The 23,620-nt window shown below is 62.7% G+C and carries 19 protein-coding genes and 3 tRNA genes; 11 read left to right on the forward strand and 11 right to left on the reverse strand.

Annotation, left to right across the window (positions count from 1 at the left end; all coding sequences use genetic code 11):
- Positions 1–51: 51 nt before the first annotated feature.
- The 3 genes from ACN9MU_RS21705 to ACN9MU_RS21715 all read left to right on the forward strand — a co-directional run bounded on the left by ACN9MU_RS21705 (position 52) and on the right by ACN9MU_RS21715 (position 7,749).
- The gene (locus tag ACN9MU_RS21705) at positions 52–2,697 is read left to right on the forward strand and encodes a diguanylate cyclase domain-containing protein (RefSeq protein ID WP_426343446.1); all 2,646 of its coding nucleotides are present in this window, start codon (positions 52–54) and stop codon (positions 2,695–2,697) included.
- A gap of 67 nt (positions 2,698–2,764) precedes the next feature.
- Complete coding sequence (locus ACN9MU_RS21710; RefSeq protein WP_426318541.1) at positions 2,765–4,015, forward strand: exonuclease SbcCD subunit D C-terminal domain-containing protein; 1,251 nt, start codon at positions 2,765–2,767, stop codon at positions 4,013–4,015.
- A complete protein-coding gene (locus ACN9MU_RS21715) occupies positions 4,012–7,749 on the forward strand; it encodes an AAA family ATPase (RefSeq protein ID WP_426318542.1) in 3,738 nt (1,245 codons plus the stop codon). Before ACN9MU_RS21710 ends, ACN9MU_RS21715 begins: the two co-directional genes overlap by 4 nt.
- Here the strand turns inward: ACN9MU_RS21715 and ACN9MU_RS21720 are convergent.
- On the reverse strand, positions 7,738–7,902 hold the full coding sequence (locus ACN9MU_RS21720) for a hypothetical protein (protein ID WP_426318543.1): 165 nt from the start codon (positions 7,900–7,902) through the stop codon (positions 7,738–7,740). The genes ACN9MU_RS21715 and ACN9MU_RS21720 overlap by 12 nt on opposite strands.
- 93 nt (positions 7,903–7,995) lie before the next feature.
- On the opposite strand from ACN9MU_RS21720, the gene ACN9MU_RS21725 reads away from it, so the two are divergent.
- From ACN9MU_RS21725 to dbpA, 8 genes are all read left to right on the forward strand, one after another.
- On the forward strand, positions 7,996–8,493 hold the full coding sequence (locus ACN9MU_RS21725; RefSeq protein WP_426162513.1) for a putative metalloprotease CJM1_0395 family protein: 498 nt from the start codon (positions 7,996–7,998) through the stop codon (positions 8,491–8,493).
- Positions 8,494–8,800: 307 nt separating this feature from the next.
- Positions 8,801–9,787 carry a hypothetical protein gene (locus tag ACN9MU_RS21730; RefSeq protein WP_426343447.1) on the forward strand — a complete coding sequence of 329 codons (987 nt, stop codon included), beginning with the start codon at positions 8,801–8,803 and terminating at the stop codon, positions 9,785–9,787.
- A gap of 109 nt (positions 9,788–9,896) precedes the next feature.
- Positions 9,897–11,048, forward strand: a complete 1,152-nt coding sequence (locus ACN9MU_RS21735) for a methyltransferase (RefSeq protein ID WP_426318545.1) — start codon at positions 9,897–9,899, stop codon at positions 11,046–11,048.
- A gap of 48 nt (positions 11,049–11,096) precedes the next feature.
- A tRNA-Met gene (locus tag ACN9MU_RS21740) sits at positions 11,097–11,173 on the forward strand.
- 95 nt (positions 11,174–11,268) lie between these two features.
- A complete protein-coding gene (locus ACN9MU_RS21745; protein WP_426343448.1) occupies positions 11,269–11,781 on the forward strand; it encodes a hypothetical protein in 513 nt (170 codons plus the stop codon).
- 45 nt (positions 11,782–11,826) lie between these two features.
- Positions 11,827–13,482: an acid phosphatase gene (locus ACN9MU_RS21750; RefSeq protein ID WP_426343449.1), complete on the forward strand. Its 1,656-nt coding sequence runs from the start codon at positions 11,827–11,829 to the stop codon at positions 13,480–13,482.
- 82 nt (positions 13,483–13,564) lie between these two features.
- Positions 13,565–13,798, forward strand: coding sequence for a hypothetical protein (locus ACN9MU_RS21755; RefSeq protein ID WP_426162519.1), 234 nt, complete (start codon positions 13,565–13,567; stop codon positions 13,796–13,798).
- 3 nt (positions 13,799–13,801) lie between these two features.
- Positions 13,802–15,211 (forward strand): ATP-dependent RNA helicase DbpA, encoded by a 1,410-nt coding sequence (dbpA, locus tag ACN9MU_RS21760; RefSeq protein WP_426343450.1) that lies wholly within the window; start codon positions 13,802–13,804, stop codon positions 15,209–15,211.
- Here the strand turns inward: dbpA and ACN9MU_RS21765 are convergent.
- From ACN9MU_RS21765 to ACN9MU_RS21810, 10 genes are all read right to left on the reverse strand, one after another.
- A complete protein-coding gene (locus tag ACN9MU_RS21765; RefSeq protein ID WP_426336101.1) occupies positions 15,208–16,785 on the reverse strand; it encodes an amidase in 1,578 nt (525 codons plus the stop codon). The genes dbpA and ACN9MU_RS21765 overlap by 4 nt on opposite strands.
- Before the next feature lie 133 nt (positions 16,786–16,918).
- Positions 16,919–17,494, reverse strand: coding sequence for an elongation factor P (locus tag ACN9MU_RS21770; RefSeq protein WP_130311408.1), 576 nt, complete (start codon positions 17,492–17,494; stop codon positions 16,919–16,921).
- 63 nt (positions 17,495–17,557) lie between these two features.
- The gene (earP, locus tag ACN9MU_RS21775; protein ID WP_426343451.1) at positions 17,558–18,697 is read right to left on the reverse strand and encodes an elongation factor P maturation arginine rhamnosyltransferase EarP; all 1,140 of its coding nucleotides are present in this window, start codon (positions 18,695–18,697) and stop codon (positions 17,558–17,560) included.
- A 47-nt stretch (positions 18,698–18,744) separates the two neighbouring features.
- Positions 18,745–18,820 (reverse strand) — tRNA-Glu (locus ACN9MU_RS21780).
- A 29-nt stretch (positions 18,821–18,849) separates the two neighbouring features.
- A tRNA-Glu gene (locus ACN9MU_RS21785) sits at positions 18,850–18,925 on the reverse strand.
- 39 nt (positions 18,926–18,964) lie between these two features.
- Positions 18,965–19,300: a cytochrome C oxidase subunit IV family protein gene (locus tag ACN9MU_RS21790; protein WP_426343452.1), complete on the reverse strand. Its 336-nt coding sequence runs from the start codon at positions 19,298–19,300 to the stop codon at positions 18,965–18,967.
- 9 nt (positions 19,301–19,309) lie between these two features.
- Complete coding sequence (locus ACN9MU_RS21795) at positions 19,310–19,966, reverse strand: heme-copper oxidase subunit III family protein (RefSeq protein WP_426162524.1); 657 nt, start codon at positions 19,964–19,966, stop codon at positions 19,310–19,312.
- A gap of 3 nt (positions 19,967–19,969) precedes the next feature.
- Entirely contained in the window at positions 19,970–20,629 is a 660-nt protein-coding gene (locus tag ACN9MU_RS21800; RefSeq protein WP_426343453.1) for a bb3-type cytochrome oxidase subunit III, read from the reverse strand.
- The gene (ctaD, locus tag ACN9MU_RS21805; RefSeq protein ID WP_426318550.1) at positions 20,626–22,437 is read right to left on the reverse strand and encodes a cytochrome c oxidase subunit I; all 1,812 of its coding nucleotides are present in this window, start codon (positions 22,435–22,437) and stop codon (positions 20,626–20,628) included. Before ctaD ends, ACN9MU_RS21800 begins: the two co-directional genes overlap by 4 nt.
- Positions 22,438–22,448: 11 nt before the next feature.
- Entirely contained in the window at positions 22,449–23,546 is a 1,098-nt protein-coding gene (locus ACN9MU_RS21810; RefSeq protein ID WP_426318551.1) for a c-type cytochrome, read from the reverse strand.
- Positions 23,547–23,620 lie beyond the last annotated feature (74 nt).

The following is a 23,620-nucleotide window of genomic DNA, read 5'->3' on the forward strand; positions in this document are numbered from 1 at the left end:
TTGATCCGTTTTTTTGACCCCGCTGCCGGGGTTTGAGTGCAAAATAAGCCTGTGCCAACATCCACCGCCCGTCAGATTTTCCGCAAGCTGTATCGCATGATACTGCTGCCCTCTTTCACGCTGGTTTTGCTGGTGGTAATGTGGGCCGACGTGTTCTACCAGCTCAGGCAGGACGCTGAAAGTGCGCATTACGACGCCGTCCAGCACAGCCATTCGCTGGCGCGCACGCTGGCCGAGCACTCCGGCCATTTGCTACGCCAGGCGGACCATGCCACCCAGCTTTTCAAGCTCAAGTTCGAAGAAACCAACGGCGCCCTGCGCCTGCCCGAATTCAGCAAACGCGGCGGCCTGCTGGACTCCGTCATGCCGGCCCGCCTCGAATTGCCGATCGCCCTGATCGACGCCAACGGCAAGCTGGTGGAGAGCATGCACGGCGTTTTCCCGGCCAATTCGGCCAACCTGGGATTCTTCAAGGCCCTTGCCACGACAGCCGGCGACGCAGCCCTGGTCACCAACCCGATGGTGGAACCGATCACCAGGAAGTGGCAAATCCAGATCGCACGCCGGCTGGACGACAAGGCTGGCAAGTTCGCCGGCGTGATCGTGCTGATGATCGACCCGGCCTATTTCGTCGAGGACTACGACCGCCTGCACGTGGACGAAGGCGGGCTGGTCATGCTGATCAGCCGCGACACCGCCCTGGCTACCGGCCGCGTCGACGAGAAGCTGTTCATCACCGACACCATCGACTACGTCGCGCCGGCCGACCCGGTCAACCTGCCGGAAGAACTGCTGCTCAAGACCCCTATCGACAAAACGGAGCGCATCTACGGCTTTCGCGACATGCCGCGCTACTCGCTCACCGCCGTGGTGGGCGACGCCAAACAGCACGCGCTGGCCAAGTACTATAGCCAGCGGCGCCTGTACTTTGGCGTCACCGCCATCGTTTCGGTGGTGGTGCTGGTATTCAGCCTCCTGCTCACGCAGCAGGCGCAGCGCCTGCGCGAGAGCACCCGCGAAGCGACCTACGCGCGCGAAAAGCTGCACGCCGCCGTCGATGCCAGCCTTGACGCCCTGTTCCTGATCAAGGCCTGCCGCGCCGGCGGCAACGCCGGCGCGATTACCGATTTCATCCTGGTCGACGTGAACGAGCGCGGCGCCCGCATCCTCGGCCACTCCTCCGACGACGCGCTGGGCAAGCGCATGGGCGACATGCTTCCCCTCTGGCATAGCGAGGGCATGTTCGACAAATGCATGGGCGTGATGCGCACCGGCGAGCCGCTGGAAGAGGAATTCGAATCGGCTGTATTCGGCGAACCGCTCTGGCTGCGGCACCAGATCGTCGCCATCGAGGACGGCGTCGCCGTCACCGCGCGCAATATCACCGAGCGCAAACGTTCGGAAATGGCCGTGCGCCAGAACCAGGCCGAGCTGCAGGCTGTCAACGATGCCTCGCCGCTTGGCCTGGTGCGCGCTGACAAGGACGGCAAATGCACCTACGTCAACCGGACATTCGAAGCAATCACCGGCATGCCGCGCGACGCGGCGCTGGGGGACGGCTGGTTCGATGCCGTCCATCCCAACGACCGCGACATGCTGCGCGCTTCGCTGCGCCACCTGAATACGACCCAGCAGGCCTTCCAGGAAACCCTGCGCTGCGTGCACCCGGACGGCAAGATAGTCTGGACCTCGATCAAGGTGGCCCCGATCGTGATCGACAATGCAATAGCCGGCTATGTCGGAACGCTGGACGACATCACGCTGGTGCGCAAGTCCGTCATGGCCCTGCGCGAAAGCGAGGCCCGCCTGCGCACCATCGCCGATACCCTGCCCGCCATGATCGCCTACGTCGACTTCGAAGAGATCTATCGCTTCCACAACCTCGCCTATGAGCGTGAATTCAGCAAGACCGGCCTGCAGGTCACGGGCCGCACGGTGCAGGAAACGGTCGGCGAGAAGCGCTATGCCTTGCTGCAACCCTACATCGCGCGTGTCTTGCGCGGCGAGACCCTGACCTTTGAGGAAGAAGACGATACCGGCGACCACCTGCGCACTTACGACGTGGTCTACATTCCGCAGCTGGACGAAGACGGCATCACCGTGATCGGCTTCCACGTGATGCGCCAGGACGTGACGGCGCAAAAGCGCGAGAAACAGCGCCTGCTCAAACTGTCGCAAGTCGATGCGCTGACCGGGCTCACCAACCGTGCCGGCTTCCTGCAAAAATTGAGCGAGACCATGGCGGCCTGCCGCGAAGGCAGAAGCCTGATGGCGGTGATGTACCTCGACATCGACCGTTTCAAGCCGGTCAACGATACCTACGGCCATGCGGTTGGCGACGCGCTGCTCAAGGCGTTTTCGGCGCGGCTGTCCAATACCGTTCGCGCCAGCGATACCGTGGCGCGCCTGGGCGGCGATGAGTTCACCATCATCATGGACCATATCTCCAGGACCGAGGACGCCGCCGTCACCGCGTCCAAGATCGTGCACGCCATGCAGCAACCTTTCGAGCTCGATGGCATCCTGGCCAATGTCTCGACCAGCATCGGCCTGACCTATTACCGCGATGAAGATCTCAGCCCCGCAGAATTGCTGAAACGCGCCGACCTGCTGCTGTATGAAGCCAAGCAGGCCGGCCGCAACACCTTCCGCAGCGGCGAGCCGTTGCCGGCAATGCGCTCTCCGAACGCGGCCTGACCGGGATCAAGACACCGGACAGCCGTTTGCGCTATATTTGCGCTTCCCACGCCCAGCTTTACATTTCATGCGCCTGCTGCACACTTCCGACTGGCACCTTGGCCAGTCGCTGCATAATTTTGACCGCCACTACGAGCACCAGCGCTTCCTGGACTGGCTGCTGGACACCATCGTGTCCGAACAAGTCGATGCCTTGCTGGTGGCCGGCGATATTTTCGACAACGCCAATCCGTCTGCGGCCTCGCAGCGCCAGCTTTACGGCTTCCTTCAGCAAGCCCGCGCCCGCGCGCCGCAGCTTGACATTGTCGTCATTGCAGGCAATCACGACTCTCCCGGCCGCCTTGAAGCTCCCGGCCCTTTGCTGGAGGTGCACGGCACCACCGTGGTCGGCTACCCGCACCGCGACGCGGACGGCAATATCGACATGGAACGCATGCTGGTGCCGCTGACAGGGAAAAACGGCGCCGTGGCGGCCTGGGTTCTGGCCGTTCCCTTCCTGCGCCATGGCGACGTGCCGCGCTTGCCGGCCGTGCAAGCCGCCACCGGAGAGGACGCCGCGCCGCAGCCCGATCCCTATCTTTCCGGCATCGCGGAACTGTACCGCCAGGCGCTGGAACTGGCCAGCGCCCGCGCCGCCGAAGGCCAGGCGATTGTCGCAATGGGCCACTGCCATATGGTCAACGGCACCATGTCGGCCGAATCCGAGCGCCGCATCGTCATTGGCGGCACGGAGATGCTCCCCACCGGCATCTTCCCGCCGCCGATTGCCTACGCGGCACTGGGTCACCTGCATCTTGCCCAGCAAGTCGGCCCGCATGCGCATATCCGCTACTGCGGCAGCCCGATTCCGCTGTCCTTTGCCGAAACGGGCTACCAGCACCAGGTCCTGCGTATCGACCTGGAAGGCGCCCAGGTGGCGGAAATAAGCGTCCTGCCGGTCCCGCGTGCCGTGCAGTTGCTGCGCGTGCCGGAAAAGCCGGCCACGCTGGAAGAGGTGAAAGCCGCACTGGCCGCCATCGACCTGCCGGAAGCGCCATTGGAACAGCAGCCGCTGCTCGAAGTTCGCATCAAGCTCACCGCGCCGGAGCCCGGCCTGCGCGCCGCCGTCGAAGAAGCGCTGCAAGGCAAGCCTGTCCGCCTGGCGAAAATCGAGACTTCGAGCGCCGCCCGCGCTTCCTTTGAAGAAGCCGCCTTGTCGCTCGACCAGTTGGCTACCCTGCAGCCGGACGAGATCTTCAGGCGCCTCTACCAGCAACGCTATGGCGCCGAAGCGCCCGCCGAACAACTGGCAGCCTTTGCGGAACTGGTGCAGCCATGAGAGTCCTGCGCATCGCCGGCAAGAATCTTGCCTCGCTGGCCGACGAGTTCTGCGTCGACTTCACCGCCCAGCCGCTCTCCGACGCGGGCCTGTTCGCCATCAGCGGCCCGACCGGAGCCGGCAAGAGCACCCTGCTCGACGCCCTGTGCCTGGCGCTATACGACGACACCCCGCGCCTGCATAAGGCGGACGGCAAGACGCCCGACGTCGGCGACCCGGTGTCGTCGCAAGACCCGCGCACCTTGCTGCGCCGCGGCGCCGCCGAAGGCTGGGCCGAAGTCGACTTCGTCGGCAACGATGGCGCATCCTATCGCGCGCGCTGGAACGTCTGGCGCGCCCGCACCAAGGCCGCCGGCGCTTTGCAGCCAACGAGCATGACGCTGCACAAGCTGCCGGGACTGCAGCCGCTGGGCCACAAAAAGACCGAGGTCATGGCGGAAATCGTGCAGCGCATCGGCTTGAGCTTCGAGCAGTTCACGCGCGCCGTGCTGCTGGCGCAGAACGAGTTCTCGGCCTTTCTCAAGGCCCGGGACGACGAGCGCGGCGCCCTGCTGGAGACCCTGACCGGCAGCGGCATCTATAGCGAAATCTCAAAGCGTGCTTTTGAACGCTGGCGTGCCGAGGAACTGGCTTTGAAGGCCCTCAGCGCAGGACTGGCGAACCAGCAACCATTGTCGCCGGATCAACGCGCCGCAATCGTCACCCAGGCCGAAGCTGCCGAAACAGCGCTGCACGCCGCGGCCCGGCGCGTCGCAACGCTGGAAGCCGAACTGCGCTGGCACCAGCAAGCCGAACGCCTGGCCGCGGCGGCACAGCAGGCTCGCGAACAGCTCCAGCAACGACAGCAGGATTCCGACGCCGCAGCGCCGCGCCGCGCGATGCTGGCGCAACTGGATGCCGTGCAACCGGCGCGCGCACTGGACGATGAAGTGGTCCGCCTTGCAGCCGAACGCGCCGCCACTCAAGCGGCGATTTCCCTCGCAGAGCAGGAAGCCGAACGCACTCGCCTGGCACTGGAAGTGCTGGGCGGCGATGTCCATCAGGCCGGCGCCGCGCTGGCCGCGGCCGAAGGCGCGCAGCAGGACGCGGTGCCGCTGCTGGACCAGGCGAAAGTACTCGATGTGCGCCTGGAATCGTTGCAGTCGGCCGTCACCCAGGCTGCCAGCGCCCGCGACGCCTCAGCCCAGGCCGACGCCGCGGCACGCACCGCCCTGGCCGCACGCGAAGCGCAGCAACAGGCCCTCGCCGACGAGCAGCACGATTGCGAACAATGGCTGGCCGCGCACCAGCACTGGTCGGCGCTGGCCCGCGACTGGGCGCGCTGGGATGTGCTGTTTGCGCAGGCCGGCCAGCAAGCCGACCGCGCCGATAAACACTCGCAAGCGCTGGCCGCCGTGCAGCAAACCGCCGCCCGCCAGCGACAGGACGAACACCAGGCGCGCAACGGCTTCGCTGCCGCCACCGAGCGTTTGCGCCAGGCCGAATCGCAGCGCGAGCTGGCCACGAAAGCGCTGGCAGGCATCGATGCCGACAGTAACGCCCGGCAGCGCCAGCACCTCGACCGGCGCCGCATGCTGCTGGCCGAAGCAAACGCCGCCTGGCAAGAGCTGGCGCAGCTCGGCACCCGCCAGCAGGACCTGGCGACGCGCAGTGCTTTACTGCAGGCTGCCCGCGACAGTGCCGAAGCCGAAGCCGCCGCTGCCCGCCAAGCCAACGCCGCATTGTTCGCCGCCTCGGCGCAGGCCGAACGCTCGCTGAAACTGGCCGAAGCGGCCACCGGCGAAAGCGTCGAAAAGCTGCGTGCCACGCTGCAGGACGACTGCCCCTGCCCGGTTTGCGGCTCGCATCAGCATCCATACCGGAACGAGGATGGCCCGCTGCACGCCATGCTGGCGCAACTGCTGGCCGAAGTGCACGACTGCCGCGACAAGCTGCAGCGCAATGTCAAGCACGAGGCCGAGCAGCAGGCCCGCCTCCAGTCCAGCATTGAACAGTTGGCGGCTATCGGCGTCGAGCAGCACAGCATCGGCAACACGCTGGCCAACGTCCAGCCCCGCTGGCAAGCTGCGCGCGCCGCCCTGGCGGAACACGCCGGCCAAGCTGGCGGCGACGAGGACAATACCGGCTGGCTCGCCGCGCATGCGGAGGCGCTGCAATCGGCATTGCACGCCCTGGAAGGCCAGGAACAGTCCCACCGCCAGGCCGCCCGCGTCCGCGAGGTCGCGCAAACTGCCTGTGAACAGGCAAACGCCGATTGCAGTCGCCACCAGCAGGCCCTGTCCGCAGCCCAAGCCGCCCTGGCCCAGGCCGAAGCGCAGCACAAGGCCCTGGACCAGCAGCGTATCGACACCGCCCTGCAAATTGCCGACCTGCTCGACCAGCTTGACGCCCCGTTGGCACGCGACGGCTGGCAAGACGAATGGAAGGAAAGCCCGGCGCGCTTCCACGAGCAGCGCGCGCGCGAATGCAGGCAATGGCAGGCGCAACGCCAGTCCGCGGATGAGCGCAGCAGCGCAATTGCCGCCCTGTCCATCGAGGTGCAGTCCTTGCGCGCCGCCCAGGAACGCTGCGCTGCCGAAGCCCTCGCCACGCAGGCCGCTGCCGAAGCAGCGTGCGCCGCACGCGACGCCGCGGCCGCCGAACGCCAGGGGCTCTGGCAAGGCCGCCCAGTGCGCGAAGTGGAATCCGAATTGCGCGCGACAATCGACGCCGCCCGCACCGCCCTGCAAGCGCGCCAGGAATCGGCCCAGCAGGCCGCCCAGCAGCGTACCCGCGCCGACGAAATCCACGTGCAGGCCAGGCAACGCCTCACCGCACTGGACGCCGCCGCGGAAAATGCCGCCGCCCGCCTGCAAGCCTGGCTCACCGACAACCAGCCCCTGGGCATCGAAAGCCTGGAAGCACTGCGCGCCCTGCTCGCCCACTCCCAGCAGGCGATCCGCGACGAACGCATCTTCCTGCAGGCGATCGACCAGGCACTGGCATCCGCCAATGCAGTGCAAGCCGAACGCGAAGCGCAACACGCCGAACACCTGGCCGGCGCGCCCGAAGGCGAGCAACGCAGCGCTGCCGAACTGGAACAGGCCCTGGCGGCCCTGCAGGAACAGCGCAAGCGAGCGCACGACCATGCCGCCGCCCTCAAGCTGCAACTGGCGCAGGACGACGACCGCCGCCAAGCCGCAGAAGCCCTGCTGGCCGACATCGCGCGCCAGCAGGAAACGGAACGCCGCTGGGCGCAACTGAGTGAGCTGATCGGCTCGGCCGACGGCAAGAAGTTCCGCAACTACGCCCAGCAATTCACGCTGGACGTGTTGATCGGCTACGCCAACGCCCACCTGTCGCAACTGGCGCCGCGCTACCAGCTCGAACGCATCGACAACCCCGCCCAGCCTTCGCTTGGACTGCTGGTGCGCGACCTGCACATGGGCGATGAAAAACGCTCCGTGCACTCGCTCTCTGGCGGCGAATCGTTCCTGGTATCGCTGGCCATGGCGCTCGGCCTGGCTTCGCTCTCGTCCAACCGCGTGCGGGTGGAATCGCTGTTCATCGACGAAGGCTTCGGCAGCCTGGATGCGGAAACCCTGCGCGTCGCCATGGACGCGCTGGATGGTTTGCAATCGATGGGGAGAAAAGTGGGCGTGATCTCCCACGTGCAGGAAATGACCGAACGGATCTCTACCCGGATCGCGGTGCAGCCCGCAACCAGCGGCCGCAGCGCAGTCTCAGTCAGCTAAGCGCAAGGTGCGCTGGTCCTGCTTGACGCGCACCATTTCCCAACCGAGTTCGCGGCGGATCTGTTGCGGGTCGGGCAAGGGACGGCGTTCTTCCTGGCGCGACTGCAGCCAGTTGCGCACTGCTTCCTTGCTTGGTTGCCTGGACTTTTCCATCGTAAACCTCCATCGGCATGACGGTCACTCCTTCAACGCAAGAAGTGGCCGCCAGTTGACGGAAAGCGCCTGCCAATTTGTTATGATGTGTAAATGGGAATCGGCGCCATATCATCGTCGGGCAGCTACGCGCCGCAGGCAAGCGCACCTGCGCGCAGCGCTACGCGCAGCGAATCGACCCAGCAGCAATATTCCCCCGAAGACCAGGCAAAAATCGACCAGCTCAAGGCGAGCGACCTCAAGGTGCGCCAGCATGAGCAGGCCCACCTTGCCGCCGCCGGCAGCCTGGCCACCTCAGGCGCCACTTACACCTACCAACGCGGTCCGGACGGCGTGAATTATGCCGTGGGCGGCGAAGTCAATATCGACACCTCGCCCGGCCGCACGCCCGAAGAAACCATCGACAAGGCGCGCCAGGTGCAGGCGGCGGCGCTGGCACCGGCCGACCCGTCCGGCCAGGACCGCAGCGTGGCCGCGCGCGCCGGCCAGATGGCGCTGCAAGCCCAGGCCGAGCTTTCGGCGAAGCAACAAACAGTCCAGCATGCCTACGGTCTTTCCGAAAAGCAAGCAACGATTGATATCTTTGCCTGATAAAATCGTTCTTTTGCCCGGAGTCTAGGCCATGTTCCTGAAAGCCCCACGCACCCTCACTTTCAAATGCGCAAAATGCAGCAAAGCAGTTAAGGTTGCATTGCAGAAAACTTCTGCGTGCTCGCACATTACGCCGTACTATGGTGTCTGCACCTGCGGGGAAGTGAAACTGCACGCCACCGGCGCCCCGGAAGCGGTCAAGTCCTACCTGGAGTCAAACGGCTTGTGGACTCATCACCATTGATAATCCTCAAGAAATCCAGAAACTTGCCGTATCAGGGGTAGTACCCCTAAAAGGTTTCCTATCATGAACCCTCTCAACTCCATCGGCCCACGCCAGTACCAGAACACTTCCTTGTCCCCTGCCACTTCGCAGGCGGAAAGCAAGCCTTCGCGCGCCAATGCTGTGAGGGACGTGAATGCAGATAGCGCGGTTTCGCTGTCCAGCAACGCGGTCGACCTGCAAAAGCGCGTCGACCAGTTGGGCAACAGAACCGTCGACATGGCACAGAGCCTGATCGGCAGCTTTGCCAAAAATTTACTCGGCGACAATGCCAAGGGCGCCAAGATTTCCTTCGACTCCGTCGCGCTGGAATCGAATGCCAGTTTCGCTGCCGGCGCACTGCATGCCGAAGGTGCCGATGGCGTAGCCGATGCCCTTGGCTTCAGCCTGAACGAAAACTCCCACTTCCTCGGCAAAGGCACCATCACCACCGCCGACGGCCGCAAGCTGAGCTTTGAAGTGGAAATCCAGTACGAAGCCACGATGACCGCCGGCGCGGCATCCAACGTGCCATCGCGCCGCAAGGATCAAGCCGACCAGAACCCTGCCATGCCATTGCCGGAAGTAGAATTCCCGGACATCGACTTCCCTGGCAGCCTGGCCGACCTGTTCCGCCTGATGGACCGCAATATCAGCGCCACGCTCAAGCAGCAGAACGAACAAGGCCAGGAGAGCGACGCCGGCAACCTGACCATGCGCCTGCTCAAGCTGGTCGATGCGGAATCGCCACTGGATACCTACCTGCCAGCTAACGCCAGCGAAAAGGCCAAGGCTTACGGCCGGCTGCAATCCGAGCCGGGCCAGGCTGCGGAACTGGCGCATGCCGCCAACGCCGCCCGCCAGGCCGCGCGTAATGGCGAAATCGACCCGCCGAGCGATGACATCGATCCACCGGCGACCGAGATTGACCCACCGGCAACCGATATCGATCCACCGGAAGCCGCCGCCGCCCCGATTGACCCGCCAGCGCCAGCCATCGCCCCGGCCCCTGAGGAACCGCCAGCAGCCTGAGCCCGCGTATAATGGCTGCCTCCTGAATTGAAATTCGGGGTCAGGTCTGGCAATCGGACAAAATGTCCGATTGCCAGACCTGACCCCGAATTTCATTAGAAAAGCCACTATGCAAGAAATCCACTGGACTGAACAAGGCGAGACGCGCTCTGCGCGCTGGCATTCCGAATCGGGCAATCCGCCGCCCAAGCGCGTGCAGGTCGCAGACGACACCATGAACGCCGACGTCGCCTATCGCCTCGCCTGCGAAGGCACCGCCCTGCTGTGGCGCGGCGATTTCCAGAACGCGCGCCAATTGCTGCAAGCGCTGGCCCGTCGCGCCGACCATAAGAAAGCCAAAGGCGGCAAGGGCCGCAAGGTCGCCCCCGCAAAAACACCGGCCAGCGCCACCGAGGCCTTCCACCTGCACCGCCAAGCCCAGTCGCAGCGCGCCCGCACGCTGGCCATGCTACTGGTCCCTTTCGAACCCGGCTACCGCATTCCCTTGCGCCGCGCACCTGACGTGGCGTTGGCCTGCAACGAGGCTTATGGCCGTGGCGAAGATGCCTTCGTGATTTCCCTGCGCGAGCTGCAAGGCCTTATCGGAGCCCACGAGTGGCGCAAGGCTGGCGTGCCGGTGGCTGCGCTGGGCGAACGTATCCACCCGCATTACGGCGTGTTTTCGCCTGTGCGCGGGGAGTATGTGCAGCTTGTGGCCGATGCTCCGCTGCCGAAAGGCGCTTTGGAGCTGGCTTTCGATATCGGCGCGGGTACCGGCGTGCTGTCCGCTGTGCTGGCCAAGCGCGGTGTGAAGCACGTGATCGCCACTGATATGGACAAGCGTGCCCTCAGTTGCGCCCGCGACAACCTTTCCCGCCTGATGCTGGACGACCAGGTCGAACTGCTGGAGGCAGATTTGTTCCCTCCCGGCCAGGCGCCGCTGGTGGTCTGTAATCCGCCTTGGGTGCCGGCCCGCCCTAACTCCTCGGTGGAGCATGCTGTCTACGATCCTGACAGCCGCATGCTGCGCGGCTTCCTGTCCGGCCTGAAGGCCCACCTGGCGCCAAACGGCGAAGGTTGGCTGATTCTGTCCGACCTGGCCGAGCACCTCGGCCTGCGTTCGCGCGCGGAACTGGAAGAATGGATCGCCGCTGCCGGCCTGATAGTGCTGGGCCGCCTCGACGCGCGCCCAGTCCATCCGAAAGCCAGCGACGCCAGCGACCCGCTCCATGCCGCCCGCTCGTCAGAGATTACTTCTCTCTGGCGCCTGGGAATCGCATAAATCGACCTTGCGGAACCGAAATGTGTGAGCTATAATGCTTGCCTCAGACGCGGGGTGGAGCAGTCTGGCAGCTCGTCGGGCTCATAACCCGAAGGTCACAGGTTCAAATCCTGTCCCCGCAACCAGATTCAAAAAGCCGTTGCCTTTGCAACGGCTTTTTTCATTTCCGGGTGCGCCAATGCAGATGTCAACGTGCTTACGCTGGATCCCAGTCCTCTTCTTGGCTGCCTGCGCCAGCCCTGGCAAGCAGGCCGACATTCTCGCCCAAAAGCTCAGCTCCGATATCCTGGCCGCCGACAGCGCCACGCTGACCCTGGAAAAATGGTGTGCCGACCATGCTATGGCGGCCGAACCGAAGATCGTGGCCCGCCTGGTGCGCGGCACGGATAAACCTGCGGCCGCAGAAACCCTTGCCCGGCTGGGCGTAACGAGCGCCGAAATCAAATATCGCCGCGTACAGCTTTACTGTGGCGCACACCTGTTTTCCGAAGCGGATAACTGGTACGTTCCCAGCCGCCTGACGCCGGAGATGAATCGCCTGCTGGACGAAACCGACGCGCCGTTCGGCAAAGTGGTGCGGCCATTGGCGCCTTATCGCCGCACCTTCTCCAGCACCATGCTGCATTCGCCAACCGCGCTGTTTGAACATGCCGCGGTACTGTACTCCGCCTCCCGGCAGCCCATCGCCGAAGTGCGCGAAACCTACCAGCGCGGGGTTCTCGCATTTTTGTAGTCGAGCTGTCACAATTGCACGCGACAGAACCGCAAGGAGCAACGCGTGAACCAAAAAGACACTTCAAAAGACCTGCCAGCCAGCCCTGCGCGCCGCCGCATCTTCCAGGCAGCCGGCGCCGCCGGCCTTGCCGCCAGCCTGCCCGGCGTGACTGCAGCTCCGGCGGTGAAATCGACACAGCCAGCCAAGGCCATGTCGCTGGACGACAAGCTGCAGGCCAACGTCAAGAACGTGGTGGTGATCTACCTGGAGAACCGCAGTTTCAACAACCTGTTCGCCGATTTCCCCGGCCTTGCTTCGCCAATGTCGGCGCTGAAGCCAGCCGACTACCAGCAGCGCGACTACGATGGCAGCATCCTGCCGACACTCCCGAAAGTCTGGGGCGGCCTGGTGCCAGTACCGCAGGATATCGCCGGCAAGCGTTACGAACTCAAAGAGGACCAGCTGACCGGCCTGCCGAACGCACCATTCAAGCTGGTCGACGCCGAAGGCAAGCCGCTGCCGGAATCGGTCATCACGCGCGACCTGTGGCACCTGTTCTACCAGAACCAGATGCAGATCAACGGCGGCAAGAACGATAGCTTCGTCGCCTGGGGCAATACCGGCGGCATGGTGATGGGCTACTACGGCGAGATGGAAAAGAACCTCGGCCTGTGGCAGGTGGCCCGCCAGTACACCTTGTGCGACAACTTCTTCATGGCGGCTTTCGGCGGCTCCTACCTGAACCACCAGTTCCTGGTCTCGGGCCGCTGCCCGGTGTACCCGAATGCAGCCAGCAGTCCGGCCAAGCGCAAGATCGCGGTGCTGTCCGATGGCCCGACCGGCCACACCCTGGCCCTTGATCCAAAGAGTCCGAAATCCGCACTGGAAGGCCGGCCGCATTACGTGAATGACGGCGCTATCACCCCGGATGGTTTCGCTGTCAACACCATGGCTCCGCCGTACCAGCCAAGCTTTGTTCGCCCCGCGCCCGGCGGCGATCCCCTGCACGCCAATCCGGAAGACCCGGCCTACCTGCCGCCGCAAACATACGACACCATCGGCGACCTGCTTTCGCGCAAGGGCGTGAGCTGGGCCTGGTACGGCGGCGCATTCCAGGCTGCGCTCGACCACAAGGGCGGCGGCACCAAGCCGAATTTCCAGTACCACCACCAGCCGTTCAATTACTTCGCCAGCTTCGCGCCTGGCAGCGCGCAACGCGCCGCCCACATCCGCGACGGCGGCCTGGGTGACAGCCCGATTTCGAACAAGTTCCTGGCCGATGTGGTGGCAGGCAAGCTGCCGGCGGTAAGCTTCTACAAGCCGCAGGGCAACCTGAACCTTCATGCCGGCTACTCGGATATCGAGTCCGGCGACCAGCACATCGTCAACGTGCTGGAGCACCTGAAGAAATCGCCGCAGTGGGAAAACATGGTGGTGGTGGTGACATTCGACGAAAACGGCGGCTGGTGGGACCACGTGGCGCCGCCGAAGGGCGACCGCTGGGGCCCGGGTTCGCGCATCCCGGCCATCATCGTGTCGCCGTTCGCCAAGAAGTCGACGGTGGACCACAGTTTCTACGACACCACGTCGATCCTGCGCTTCATCACCCGCCTGCATGGCCTGCCGTTGCTGGAAGGCCTGGCCGAGCGCAACAAGGCCTTCGCCGATCGCGGCGCCTTGCCGCCGGGTGACCTGACGGGAGCCCTCGCCTTCCGTTGACATGGTTGCCCGTGTTACAATTCGCCGGTTCTAAAAGGAAGCCCGACTGTTTCAGCCGGGCTTTTGTTTTCTGCGACGGATAATGAGAGATAAAAAAGACAACGCGACAATCGACCTGCCAGGCTTCGAGCCTGCCGAGCCGATGGCGCCGGAAGCCAAGCTTCCGCCGCCGCCGCGTGTGCGCCGCTCTCCGCGCAAACAGGAACAACTCGACTTGCTGGGCGAACTCGGGCCAACCGACGCCAGCGGCCTGCCAATCTGGCAGAATGATCCCAACCTGGACCTCACCGGCCTGCCGATTTGGCGGCGCGACTAAAAAATGACCTCTTTCGCTACCCTGCCACTGTCCGAAAAACTCCTTGCCAACCTGGACTCGCTGGGCTACCGCGAAATGACCGAGGTCCAGGCGCAAAGCCTTCCATCCATCATCGAGGGCCGCGACCTCATTGTACAAGCCAAGACCGGCAGCGGCAAAACCGCAGCTTTCGGCATCGGCATGCTTTGCAACCTGAATACCGCCTGGTTTGCCGTTCAGGGACTGGTGCTCTGCCCCACCCGCGAACTGGCCGACCAGGTAGCCAATGAACTGCGCCGCCTGGCGCGCTGCGTGCCGAACGTGAAGGTGATGGTACTGACCGGCGGCACGCCAATGCGCCCCCAAATCGCCTCGCTGGAATTCGGCGCCCACATCGTGGTCGGCACCCCGGGCCGCGTGCGCGACCACCTGTCGCGCAAATCGCTCGACCTGTCCAATGTGCGGATGCTGGTGCTGGATGAAGCCGACCGTATGACGGACATGGGCTTCTATGACGAAATCGCCGGCATCGTGCGCGCCTGCCCGAAACGCCGTCAGACCTTGCTGTTCTCGGCAACCTACCCGGACGACATCCGCCAGGCGACAGAAGCCTTCCTCTACGATCCGGTCGAAGTGACTGTGGAAGCACAGCACAGCGGCGGCCAGATCGAGCAGCGCTTCTACGAAATCGGCTTCGACGACCGCGACAAGTCGGTCGGCAAATTGCTCAAGCACTACCAGCCGGCTTCCGCCATCATCTTCTGCAACACCAAGGTGCACTGCAAGGAATTGCTGGATGAACTGCATGCAGAAGGCTTTTCAGCGCTGGCTTTGTACGGCGAACTGGAACAGCGCGAACGCGACGAAATCCTGGTGCTGTTCTCCAACCGCAGCTGCTCGATCCTGATCGCCACCGACGTCGCCGCGCGCGGCCTCGACATCGCCAATTTGGAAGCGGTCATCAACGCCGACGTATCGCGCGATACCGAAGTCCACATCCACCGCATCGGCCGCACCGGCCGCGGCGGCGAAAAAGGCTTGTCGCTGACACTGTGCGCGCCGAACGAGAAGAAGTGGGTCAAGCTGATTGAAGACTACCAGGGCGCGCCCGCCGAATGGCACGACATCAAGGAGCTGGCTGAAGACGAATTCGTGAACGCCGAACCGGCGCCGATGCTGACGCTCTGCATCGCAGGCGGCAAGAAGGAAAAGCTGCGTGCCGGCGACGTGCTGGGCGCGCTGTGCGGAGACGGCGGCCTGACCAAGGAACAAGTCGGCAAGATCAATGTCACCGAATTCCAGACTTATGTCGCGCTGGACCGCCGTATCGCCCACGACGCCTTCGCGCGACTGAAGGCCACCAGCACCATGCCGGGCGGTGATTTCGGCAGCTTCAAAGGCCGCAACTTCAAGATGCGATTTATCGAAGTTTAAGCACGGACCGAAACGCTGGCGGGGAATTGCGGCGCGCGGCGGACCATCGTCGCCTGCTCGAAAGCGTAGGCCATGCCGATCAATGCCGCCTCACTGAAGGCTGTGCCGACGAAAGACAAGCCGACTGGCAGGCCCCGCACGTAGCCCGCAGGCACGGTGATGTGCGGATATCCGGCCACCGCAGCTGGCGAAGAAAAACTCTTGCCGTAGTGGTCGCCGTTAATGAAGTCCGTCAGCCATGCAGTGCCGTCGGTCGGCGCAACCAGCGCATCCAGTTCGTGCGCTTTCAACACCAGGTCGATGCCCTCTTTTCGCGAATAACGGTGATTGTTGGCCAGCGCGTCCTGGTAGGCCTGGCTGTCGAGGCCCGGCTTGGCTTCCGCGCGCTCCAGGTACTCCTGGCCGAAGTATGGCATTTCAAGCTTGGCGTTCTGCTTGTTGAAAGCGATCAGGTCGGCCATGTTCCTGACCTTCGCATTTGGCGCGTAATCCCGCAAATAGGCCGCGAGGTCGACTTTGAATTCATGCAGCAGCACTTCGGTTTCGCTGTCGCCGTACTTCTCCGTGTTGGGCACCTGCACGTCGACCAGGATTGCACCTTGCGCCTTCAACGCTTCCAGCGCCTTTTCGATTTCAGCATCGACGCCATCGCTGCCGCCGAAGAAATTGCGGGCAACGCCGAGGCGCTTGCCGCGTAAGGCATCGCGCTTCAGGGCCGACGAATAATCGGCAGCCCTGCCGGCGCCATCCTGCGTGACCGGATCCTTTGGGTCGATGCCCGCCATCGCGGCCAGCATCAATGCGGCGTCCGAAACGCTGCGCGCCATCGGGCCCGCTGTGTCCTGGGAGTGCGCGATGGGAATGATGCCGCTGCGGCTCACCAGGCCAATTGTCGGCTTGATGCCGACCAGGCCGCAGATCGATGCGGGCGATACGATGGAGCCGTCGGTCTCTGTGCCTACGGCCAGCGTCGCCAGCCCGGCGGCAATCGCTGCGCCGGAACCGGAACTCGAGCCGCTGCAGTTGCGGTCCAGCGAATACGGATTGCGGGTCAGGCCGCCGCGCGCACTCCATCCGCTGACGGAGTGGCTGGAGCGCATATTTGCCCATTCGCTCAGGTTGGTCTTGCCGATGATGACCGCGCCCGCTTCGCGCAGACGCGCCGCCACGTGCGAGTCGCGTGCTGCCCGGACACCGGCAAGCGCCAGCGATCCGGCGGTAGTGCTCATGCGGTCTGCCGTCGCGATATTGTCTTTCAGGAGCACCGGAATGCCGTGCAGCGGACCGCGCACGCGCCGCTGATGGCGCTCACGATCCATTTCGCGCGCAATCTTCAACGCCTCAGGATTGATTTCGATGATGGAGTTAATGCGGGGGCCCGATTTGTCGATCGTATTGATCCGGGACAGGTATTGCGAAGTAAGCGCATGGGAGGTCAGCTTGTTGGCGGCCATCAGGCCTTGCTGATGCTGGACTCCGGCATCAAGCACGGACGGCACCGCCGCCTGCGCACGCGGCAAACCAGCTGCCCCGCCGGCAGCCAACCCCAACTTCACGAACCCCCTTCGATCCATCTGGTACGCCCTCAGTCAAGAAAAGCACAAACCAGTAGAATACCAGCATGTTGCAAGCAATTAATACTGTTAAAAAGTAAAAAAGCCCGCATCAGCGGGCTTTTTATTGCGCATTTGCAACAGTTTGCTGCAATTAGGCGCGCACGACCTTCTTGAACTCGTGGGTACGGGTGTCGATTTCGACGACGTCGTCCTGGGACACGAACAGCGGCACCTGGATCGAGAAGTTGCGGCCTTCGATGGCGTTTTCCAGCTTGGCTTCCTTCAGCACGTTACCGGAGGTGTTGCCTTTAACAGCTGGCTCCGAGTAAATGATCTGGCGAGCGATGGTGGTTGGCAGTTCCACGGAGATTGCCTTGCCGTCGTAGAAGACAGCTTCGCATTCCATACCGTCTTTCAGGTAGTTGACTGCTTCGCCCATGTTCTCTTCTTCGATTTCGTACTGGTTGTACTCTTCGTCCATGAACACGAACAGTGGATCAGCGAAGTACGAGTAGGTCACTGGCTTCTTGTCCAGAACGACCACGTCGAACTTGTCATCGCCGCGGAACACGTTTTCCAGCGGGGCGCCGGTCAGCAGGTTTTTCATCTTCCACTTGTAGGTGAAGCCAGTGCGCGACGAGCCGTTGACGTCGGAACGCAGAACGATGAATGGCTTGTCTTCAACCATGATGATGTTGCCGACACGAATCTCTTTTGCGAATTTCATAGCGAATATATACCGGTTAAGGGGAGTTGCAGTAACCGTGCATTATAGCACGGGGTTGATGTATTACCTGAGCGATGCACAAAAATTAGTCAAATTCGTGGCCAGATCGCCGTTTGCCAGGATTTTTTGTTGCCATTCCGACGACTTTGCCGAAATTTCAGGCATTGCCGCTGCGAGGGCTTTCCACAAGGTTGGCCAGTCGCCCTGAGCCGCGCCGTTCCAGCACAGCGAAAACTCGTCGAACGCACTGCCTGCCGAATAGCGCTGCAGGAAAGCGCGCAACTTCTTATGGTGCAGGTTTTCATCTTGCGCGTAAATATGCCAGATGAAGGATTTGCCAGCCCATTGCGCCCGCACCCAGGAATCTTCGCCACGCACGAAGTTCAAGTCGCAGGACCAGAGCAGCTTATCGTAATCCTGTTGCGGCACAAACGGCAGCACGCGCACAGTCAGCGCGCCTTCACTGCGCACCGTACCCGGCACGGATGGCTGGCCAAGGAAGTTTGCTACAGCTTCACTCGCCACGCCTTCCGGCACCAGGCAAGTCACTTGCTGCTCGCCGCCGCGCCACGCCGCGAACAGCTCCAAGACCGGCGCGTAGGGATAGCAGAACAGCGACACCTTCATTGCTGCCGCCTCGGCGCCCGTTACGCCTAGCGAGGACAAGAAAGCCGGTACGGCAGCGGGATCGGAGATATAGGCGCGGCGCTCGGCTTCAAGGTCTTTTTCGTACAAGAGCCCGCCTGTTTTTTCAGTAAAGCCGGGGAAGAAGAAATACTTGGTCAGCGGCAGGCGCGGATGCTTGGACGGCAGGCTATGGCAGCCTTCCACCCACTCTTCCGCGCTCAGGCCTTCAAGGTTCAGCCACACCGGGCGCTCCGGGCGCTGCGCCATCGCGGCAATATAGCCAGGCGGGATGTCGCAGGCAAAGAATTCGATCACGATGTCCGCCACATCGTCCGACGCAAACTCACCCTCTTGCGTAGCCCAGTGACGCACGGCGATGCCGTCAATATGTTGCGACTCGGCGGTTACGTCGACTTGCGGACAGATGCGTTGGAACGAACGCAAGTCATCAACCCACAGCCGGACGGCGATGCCGTGCTCGCGCTGCAGTTGGCGCGCCAGGCGCCAGCAAATACCGATGTCGCCGAAGTTATCGACAACTTTGCAAAACAGATCGAGGGACAAGCTAGTTGACATAGGCCGGAAAACGAAAAAGCCGCACTAGGCGGCTTCATTCTAATCTGTGGCGTCCCCACGGGGATTCGAACCCCGGTACTCACCGTGAAAGGGTGATGTCCTAGGCCTCTAGACGATGGGGACCCTGGACTTGCACTACGCTTTGAATGACTTGGCGTCCCCACGGGGATTCGAACCCCGGTACTCACCGTGAAAGGGTGATGTCCTAGGCCTCTAGACGATGGGGACGTCGTAAAAGCGTGCGCGAATTATATCAGCGTGCAAGCCTCATTTCAAGGGCGCAACGGCGAAGTGTTCGATGCGATTAATGTTCACGTAATGTGACTCCGCCGACATCATCCCCACCAGCACGAGAATCGCCAATGGCGGCAAGGTGATCGCGAAGATCAGCGCCAGCCTCTCCCACTTCATGTGCATGAAAACCGCGACGATAAAGCCGGCTTTCAGCGTCATCAAAATCAGGATCAGCGACCAGCGCAGCATGCCCTGCAAGTGGAAGAAGTCCACCAGGTAGGAGAAGAAGCTCAATACGAACAGCAAGATCCAGACTTTGACATACGTCCCAATCGGATGCTGTTGATGGGCGGCGGTAGCTTCGGACATGGCGGCCTCCTACCAGAGATAGAACAATGCAAAGATGAATACCCAGACAAGGTCGACAAAGTGCCAATACAGGCCGGTGATCTCGACGATGTCATAACCCTTTTTCTCATAATGCCCATTCAGCACGCGCCGCGCGATGATCGACAAATAGATCACGCCCGCCGAGACGTGCAGCCCGTGGAAGCCGGTAATCATGAAGAAACACGACCCGAATTGCGCCGCCCCCATCGGATTGCCCCATGGCCGCACACCTTCGTGAATCAGCTTGCTCCACTCGAAAGCCTGCATGCCCACAAACAGCAGGCCGAAGCCTGCAGTCACCAGCATCAGCGTTGCGGCCATTTTTCGGTTGCGCTGATAGCCATAGTTCACCGCCATCGCCATCGTGCCGCTACTGGTAATCAGCACGAAAGTCATGATCGCGATCAGGATCAGCGGGTAGCTGGTTCCGGCAATGGTGAGCGAAAATACTTCGCTGGGATTCGGCCACGCTGAAGTGGTGGCCATGCGCACTGACATATAGCCTGTGAGGAAGGTGCCGAAGATGAAGGTATCGCTAAGCAGGAAGATCCACATCATCGCCTTGCCCCACGGGACGCGGAACGCGACGCGGTCTCCCGCCCAGTCGGAGACGAAGCCTTTCAAGTCATTGGTGCCGGTATCCATACCTCACCTCACTGGAATGCCTATCGTTGTGCAGAAGGCCCTGACCAGATCCGGCGTCACCAGGTACAGCAAGGCGAACACCGCCAGCCAGAGGACCAACAGGAAATGCCAGTACTGCGCGCACAGGCCGATCGCCTCTCCCGCCCTGCGCACTGCAAACGCCCCGGCAACCATGCCGCCCAGTACGTGCGCGGCATGCAGGCCGGTGATCAGGTAGAAGAAGCTGTTGGCCGGATTGGCCGCCACGCCATAGTCGGCGGCGGTCATCGCCTGCCAGGCATAGAGCTGGGAAAGCACGAACATTGCCGACAACACCAGCGCGCCAATCGAAGTGCTGCGCGCCGCTTCGCGCCGGCCGGCAGCGACATGCCGCCGCGCCAGCTCCCAGGCCAGGCTGCACGACACCAGCAATCCGGTGCTGCAATACAGTTGCCACGGCACGTAGGCGATGGGACGCCAGTCTTCATAAGCGGCCCGCATCATGTAAGCCACGCCGAACAGGCCGAACAAGGTGGTGACGACTACCATGAAGACCCAAAGCCCGATGCGGCGCGCGCCATCCGGCCAGGCCGGGCCGCTGTCGTGAGCACCGTGCGGACCGCCCTCGCCTCCTGGTTGGCCGGGAATCCCGCCACCTGCCCTCAACGTTGCATTGGCGCTCATTTCGGCACCTCCGCCGGGTCATGGTGCGGCGTCAGGTGCGCCTTCGGATGCGGCGGCGGAGCGTGCGGATCCGGACCGTACTCCGGACCAGCGTTCTGCGGAATGTAATCGCCGCCGGCACCGGGGCCGTCGACGCCATATTCGTAGGCGCCGCGATGTACGGACGGAAGCTCTGGCCCCCAATTGCCATGTTCCGGAGGAGTTTGCGGCGTATACCATTCGAGGCTGGCGGCGCGCCACGGGTTGCCACCTGCCACGGCGCCCTTGCGCGCGCTCCACGCCAGGTTGAACAGGAACAGCAACTGCGCCACGCCGACGATCAACGCCGCCACTGAAATAAAGGCGTTCAGCGTATGCGCGGACTCGGGGATGAAGGCGTAATTCTCATAGGCGTAATAACGGCGCGGCATGCCCAGGATGCCGAGATAGTGCATCGGGAAGAAGATCGCATAGGCGCCGATAAACGTAATCCAGAAATGCGCCTGGCCCAGCGTTTCGCTATACATGCGACCCGTCACTTTGGGGTACCAGTGATACAGGCCGCCGAACACCGCCAGCACCGGCGACACGCCCATCACCATATGGAAATGCGCCACCACGAAGTAGGTGTTCGACAGCGGAATGTCGACGCTGACGTTACCAAGGAACAGGCCAGTCAGCCCGCCGATCAGGAAGGTACTGATAAAGCCCAGGGCGAACAGCATCGGCACCGTCAAATGAATGTCGCCGCGCCACAGGGTCAGGGTCCAGTTATAGACCTTCAGCGCAGTCGGCACCGCGATGATCAGGGTCGTGGTCGCAAAGAAGAAACCAAACCACGGATGCATGCCGCTGACGTACATATGGTGCGCCCACACCACGAAGCTCAAGCCGCCGATGATGACGATAGCCCACACCATCATGCGGTAGCCGAAAATGCACTTGCGGGCATGCACGCTGATCAGGTCGGAAATCACGCCAAAGGCAGGCAAGGCCACGATGTACACCTCGGGGTGGCCAAAGAACCAGAACAGGTGCTGGAACAGCAGCGGACTGCCGCCCTTGTAATCGAGCTGTTGCCCCATCGAGACCAGGGCAGGCATGAAGAAGCTGGTGTGCAGCGTCTTATCGAACAGCATCATTACCGCGCTGACGAACAGCGCCGGGAATGCCAGCAACGCCAGGATGGTCGCCACGAATATGCCCCACACCGACAGAGGCATGCGCATCAGCGTCATGCCGCGCGTGCGTGCCTGCAGCACGGTGGTAACGTAATTCAGGCCGCCCATGGTGGCCGCGACGATAAAGATCGCCAGCGACACCAGCATCACGATGATGCCCCACTCCACGCCCGGCGTGCCCGGCAGGATCGCTTGCGGGGGATACAGCGTCCAGCCTGCGCCAGTCGGCCCACCGGGCACGAAGAAGCTCACGCACAGCACGACCACCGCCAGCAGGTAGAACCAGTACGACAGCATGTTCAGGAACGGGAACACCATGTCGCGCGCCCCGACCATCAGCGGAATGAGGTAATTGCCGAAGCCTCCGAGGAACAATGCCGTCAGCAGGTACACCACCATGATCATGCCGTGCATGGTAATGAACTGGTAATAGCTGTTCGGGTCGATGAACTTGAATTGGCCGGGGAAACCAAGCTGCAGCCGCATGAGGTCCGACAGGATCAGGCCAACAGTACCGATGAACAGCGCCGTCAGCGTGTACTGGATCGCGATCACCTTGTGATCCTGGCTCCAGACATACTTGGTCCAGAAGCTTTGCGGGGCGTGATGGCCTTCGTCGTCGTGGCCGTGCTCTTCACCATAAGACATGCGAGGTCTCCTCAGCGTACAGTCTTGATGTAGTCGATCATCGCCGCCATTTCTTCATCGCTTAGCTGGTTAGGTGGCATGATGTTCGGGAAGCCCTTGACCACTTTGGCCTTGGGGTCGTTGATGGATTGCTTCAGGTAGGCTTCATCCACTGCGACGGTAGTGCCGCCTTCCAGCGTCTCCTGCTTGCCAAACAACCCTTTCCAGGTCGGGCCGACGCTCGGCGCCCCGTCTACGCTGTGGCAGGCTACGCAGCCTTTCGATTGCGCGATCAGCCTGCCCTGCTTGCCCGGCTCCGCAGGGCCGCCGACACCGCCCACGGCGCCTTGGCCACTGAAGGTCGGCTGTTTCGCCAGCCAGGCATCGTAGACGGCCTGCTCCTCAACCACGACGGCGCTGCGCATATTCGAATGCCCAACACCGCAAAGCTGGGCGCACAGCACTTCGAAGCGCCCGGTTTGCGTTGGCGTCAGCCAGAAATGCGTCACCAGGCCTGGTACCATGTTCATGCGGGTGCGGAATTGCGGCACGTAGAAATCGTGCAGCACGTCCTGCGCACGCAGCATGACCTTGACCGGCTGGTTGAGCGGAATATGGATCTCGCTGCCGTCGACCAGCACATCATCCTGCCCGGCCGGATCTTCCGGGTTGATGCCGAAGGGATTGGTGGCATTGATGAAGCGCACGTCCGTCGCGCCGAGTTTATTGTCCTTGCCAGGCAGGCGGAAATGCCAGTCCCACTGCTTGCCCATCACTTCGAACACGCTGGCATTGGGCGGCGGCGAAATCAGTTTGGCATAGACGTTCAGGCCCGGCGCCAGCATCGCCACGATGCCGAGCGAGGTGGCGCCGATCAGCCACCACTCCAGCTTGCCGTTATGCGATTCCGCCGCGGCGCGATGGCCCTCGCGGTGGCGGAACTTGACCACGGCGTAGGCGACAAACAGGTGGATGATGATGAAGAGAGCGGCGCAGATCACGAGCGTGATCATCAAAGCATCGTCCATCGCCTGCCAGTTGGAGGCTATGGGAGTCAGCCACCATGGGCTGAGCCAGTGAAAAATAATCGCGCCAAGAACAATCAGGATAAGGGAGATTGCCAACGCCATAATGATAAGCCCGGTTAGTTATGGGGAAACTACACACGGCTACGCCCCGCTCACTGGCGGGGCGACCTTGCCAA

This window comes from Pseudoduganella sp. R-32, from assembly GCF_049913245.1.
Taxonomy (GTDB): domain Bacteria; phylum Pseudomonadota; class Gammaproteobacteria; order Burkholderiales; family Burkholderiaceae_D; genus Rugamonas.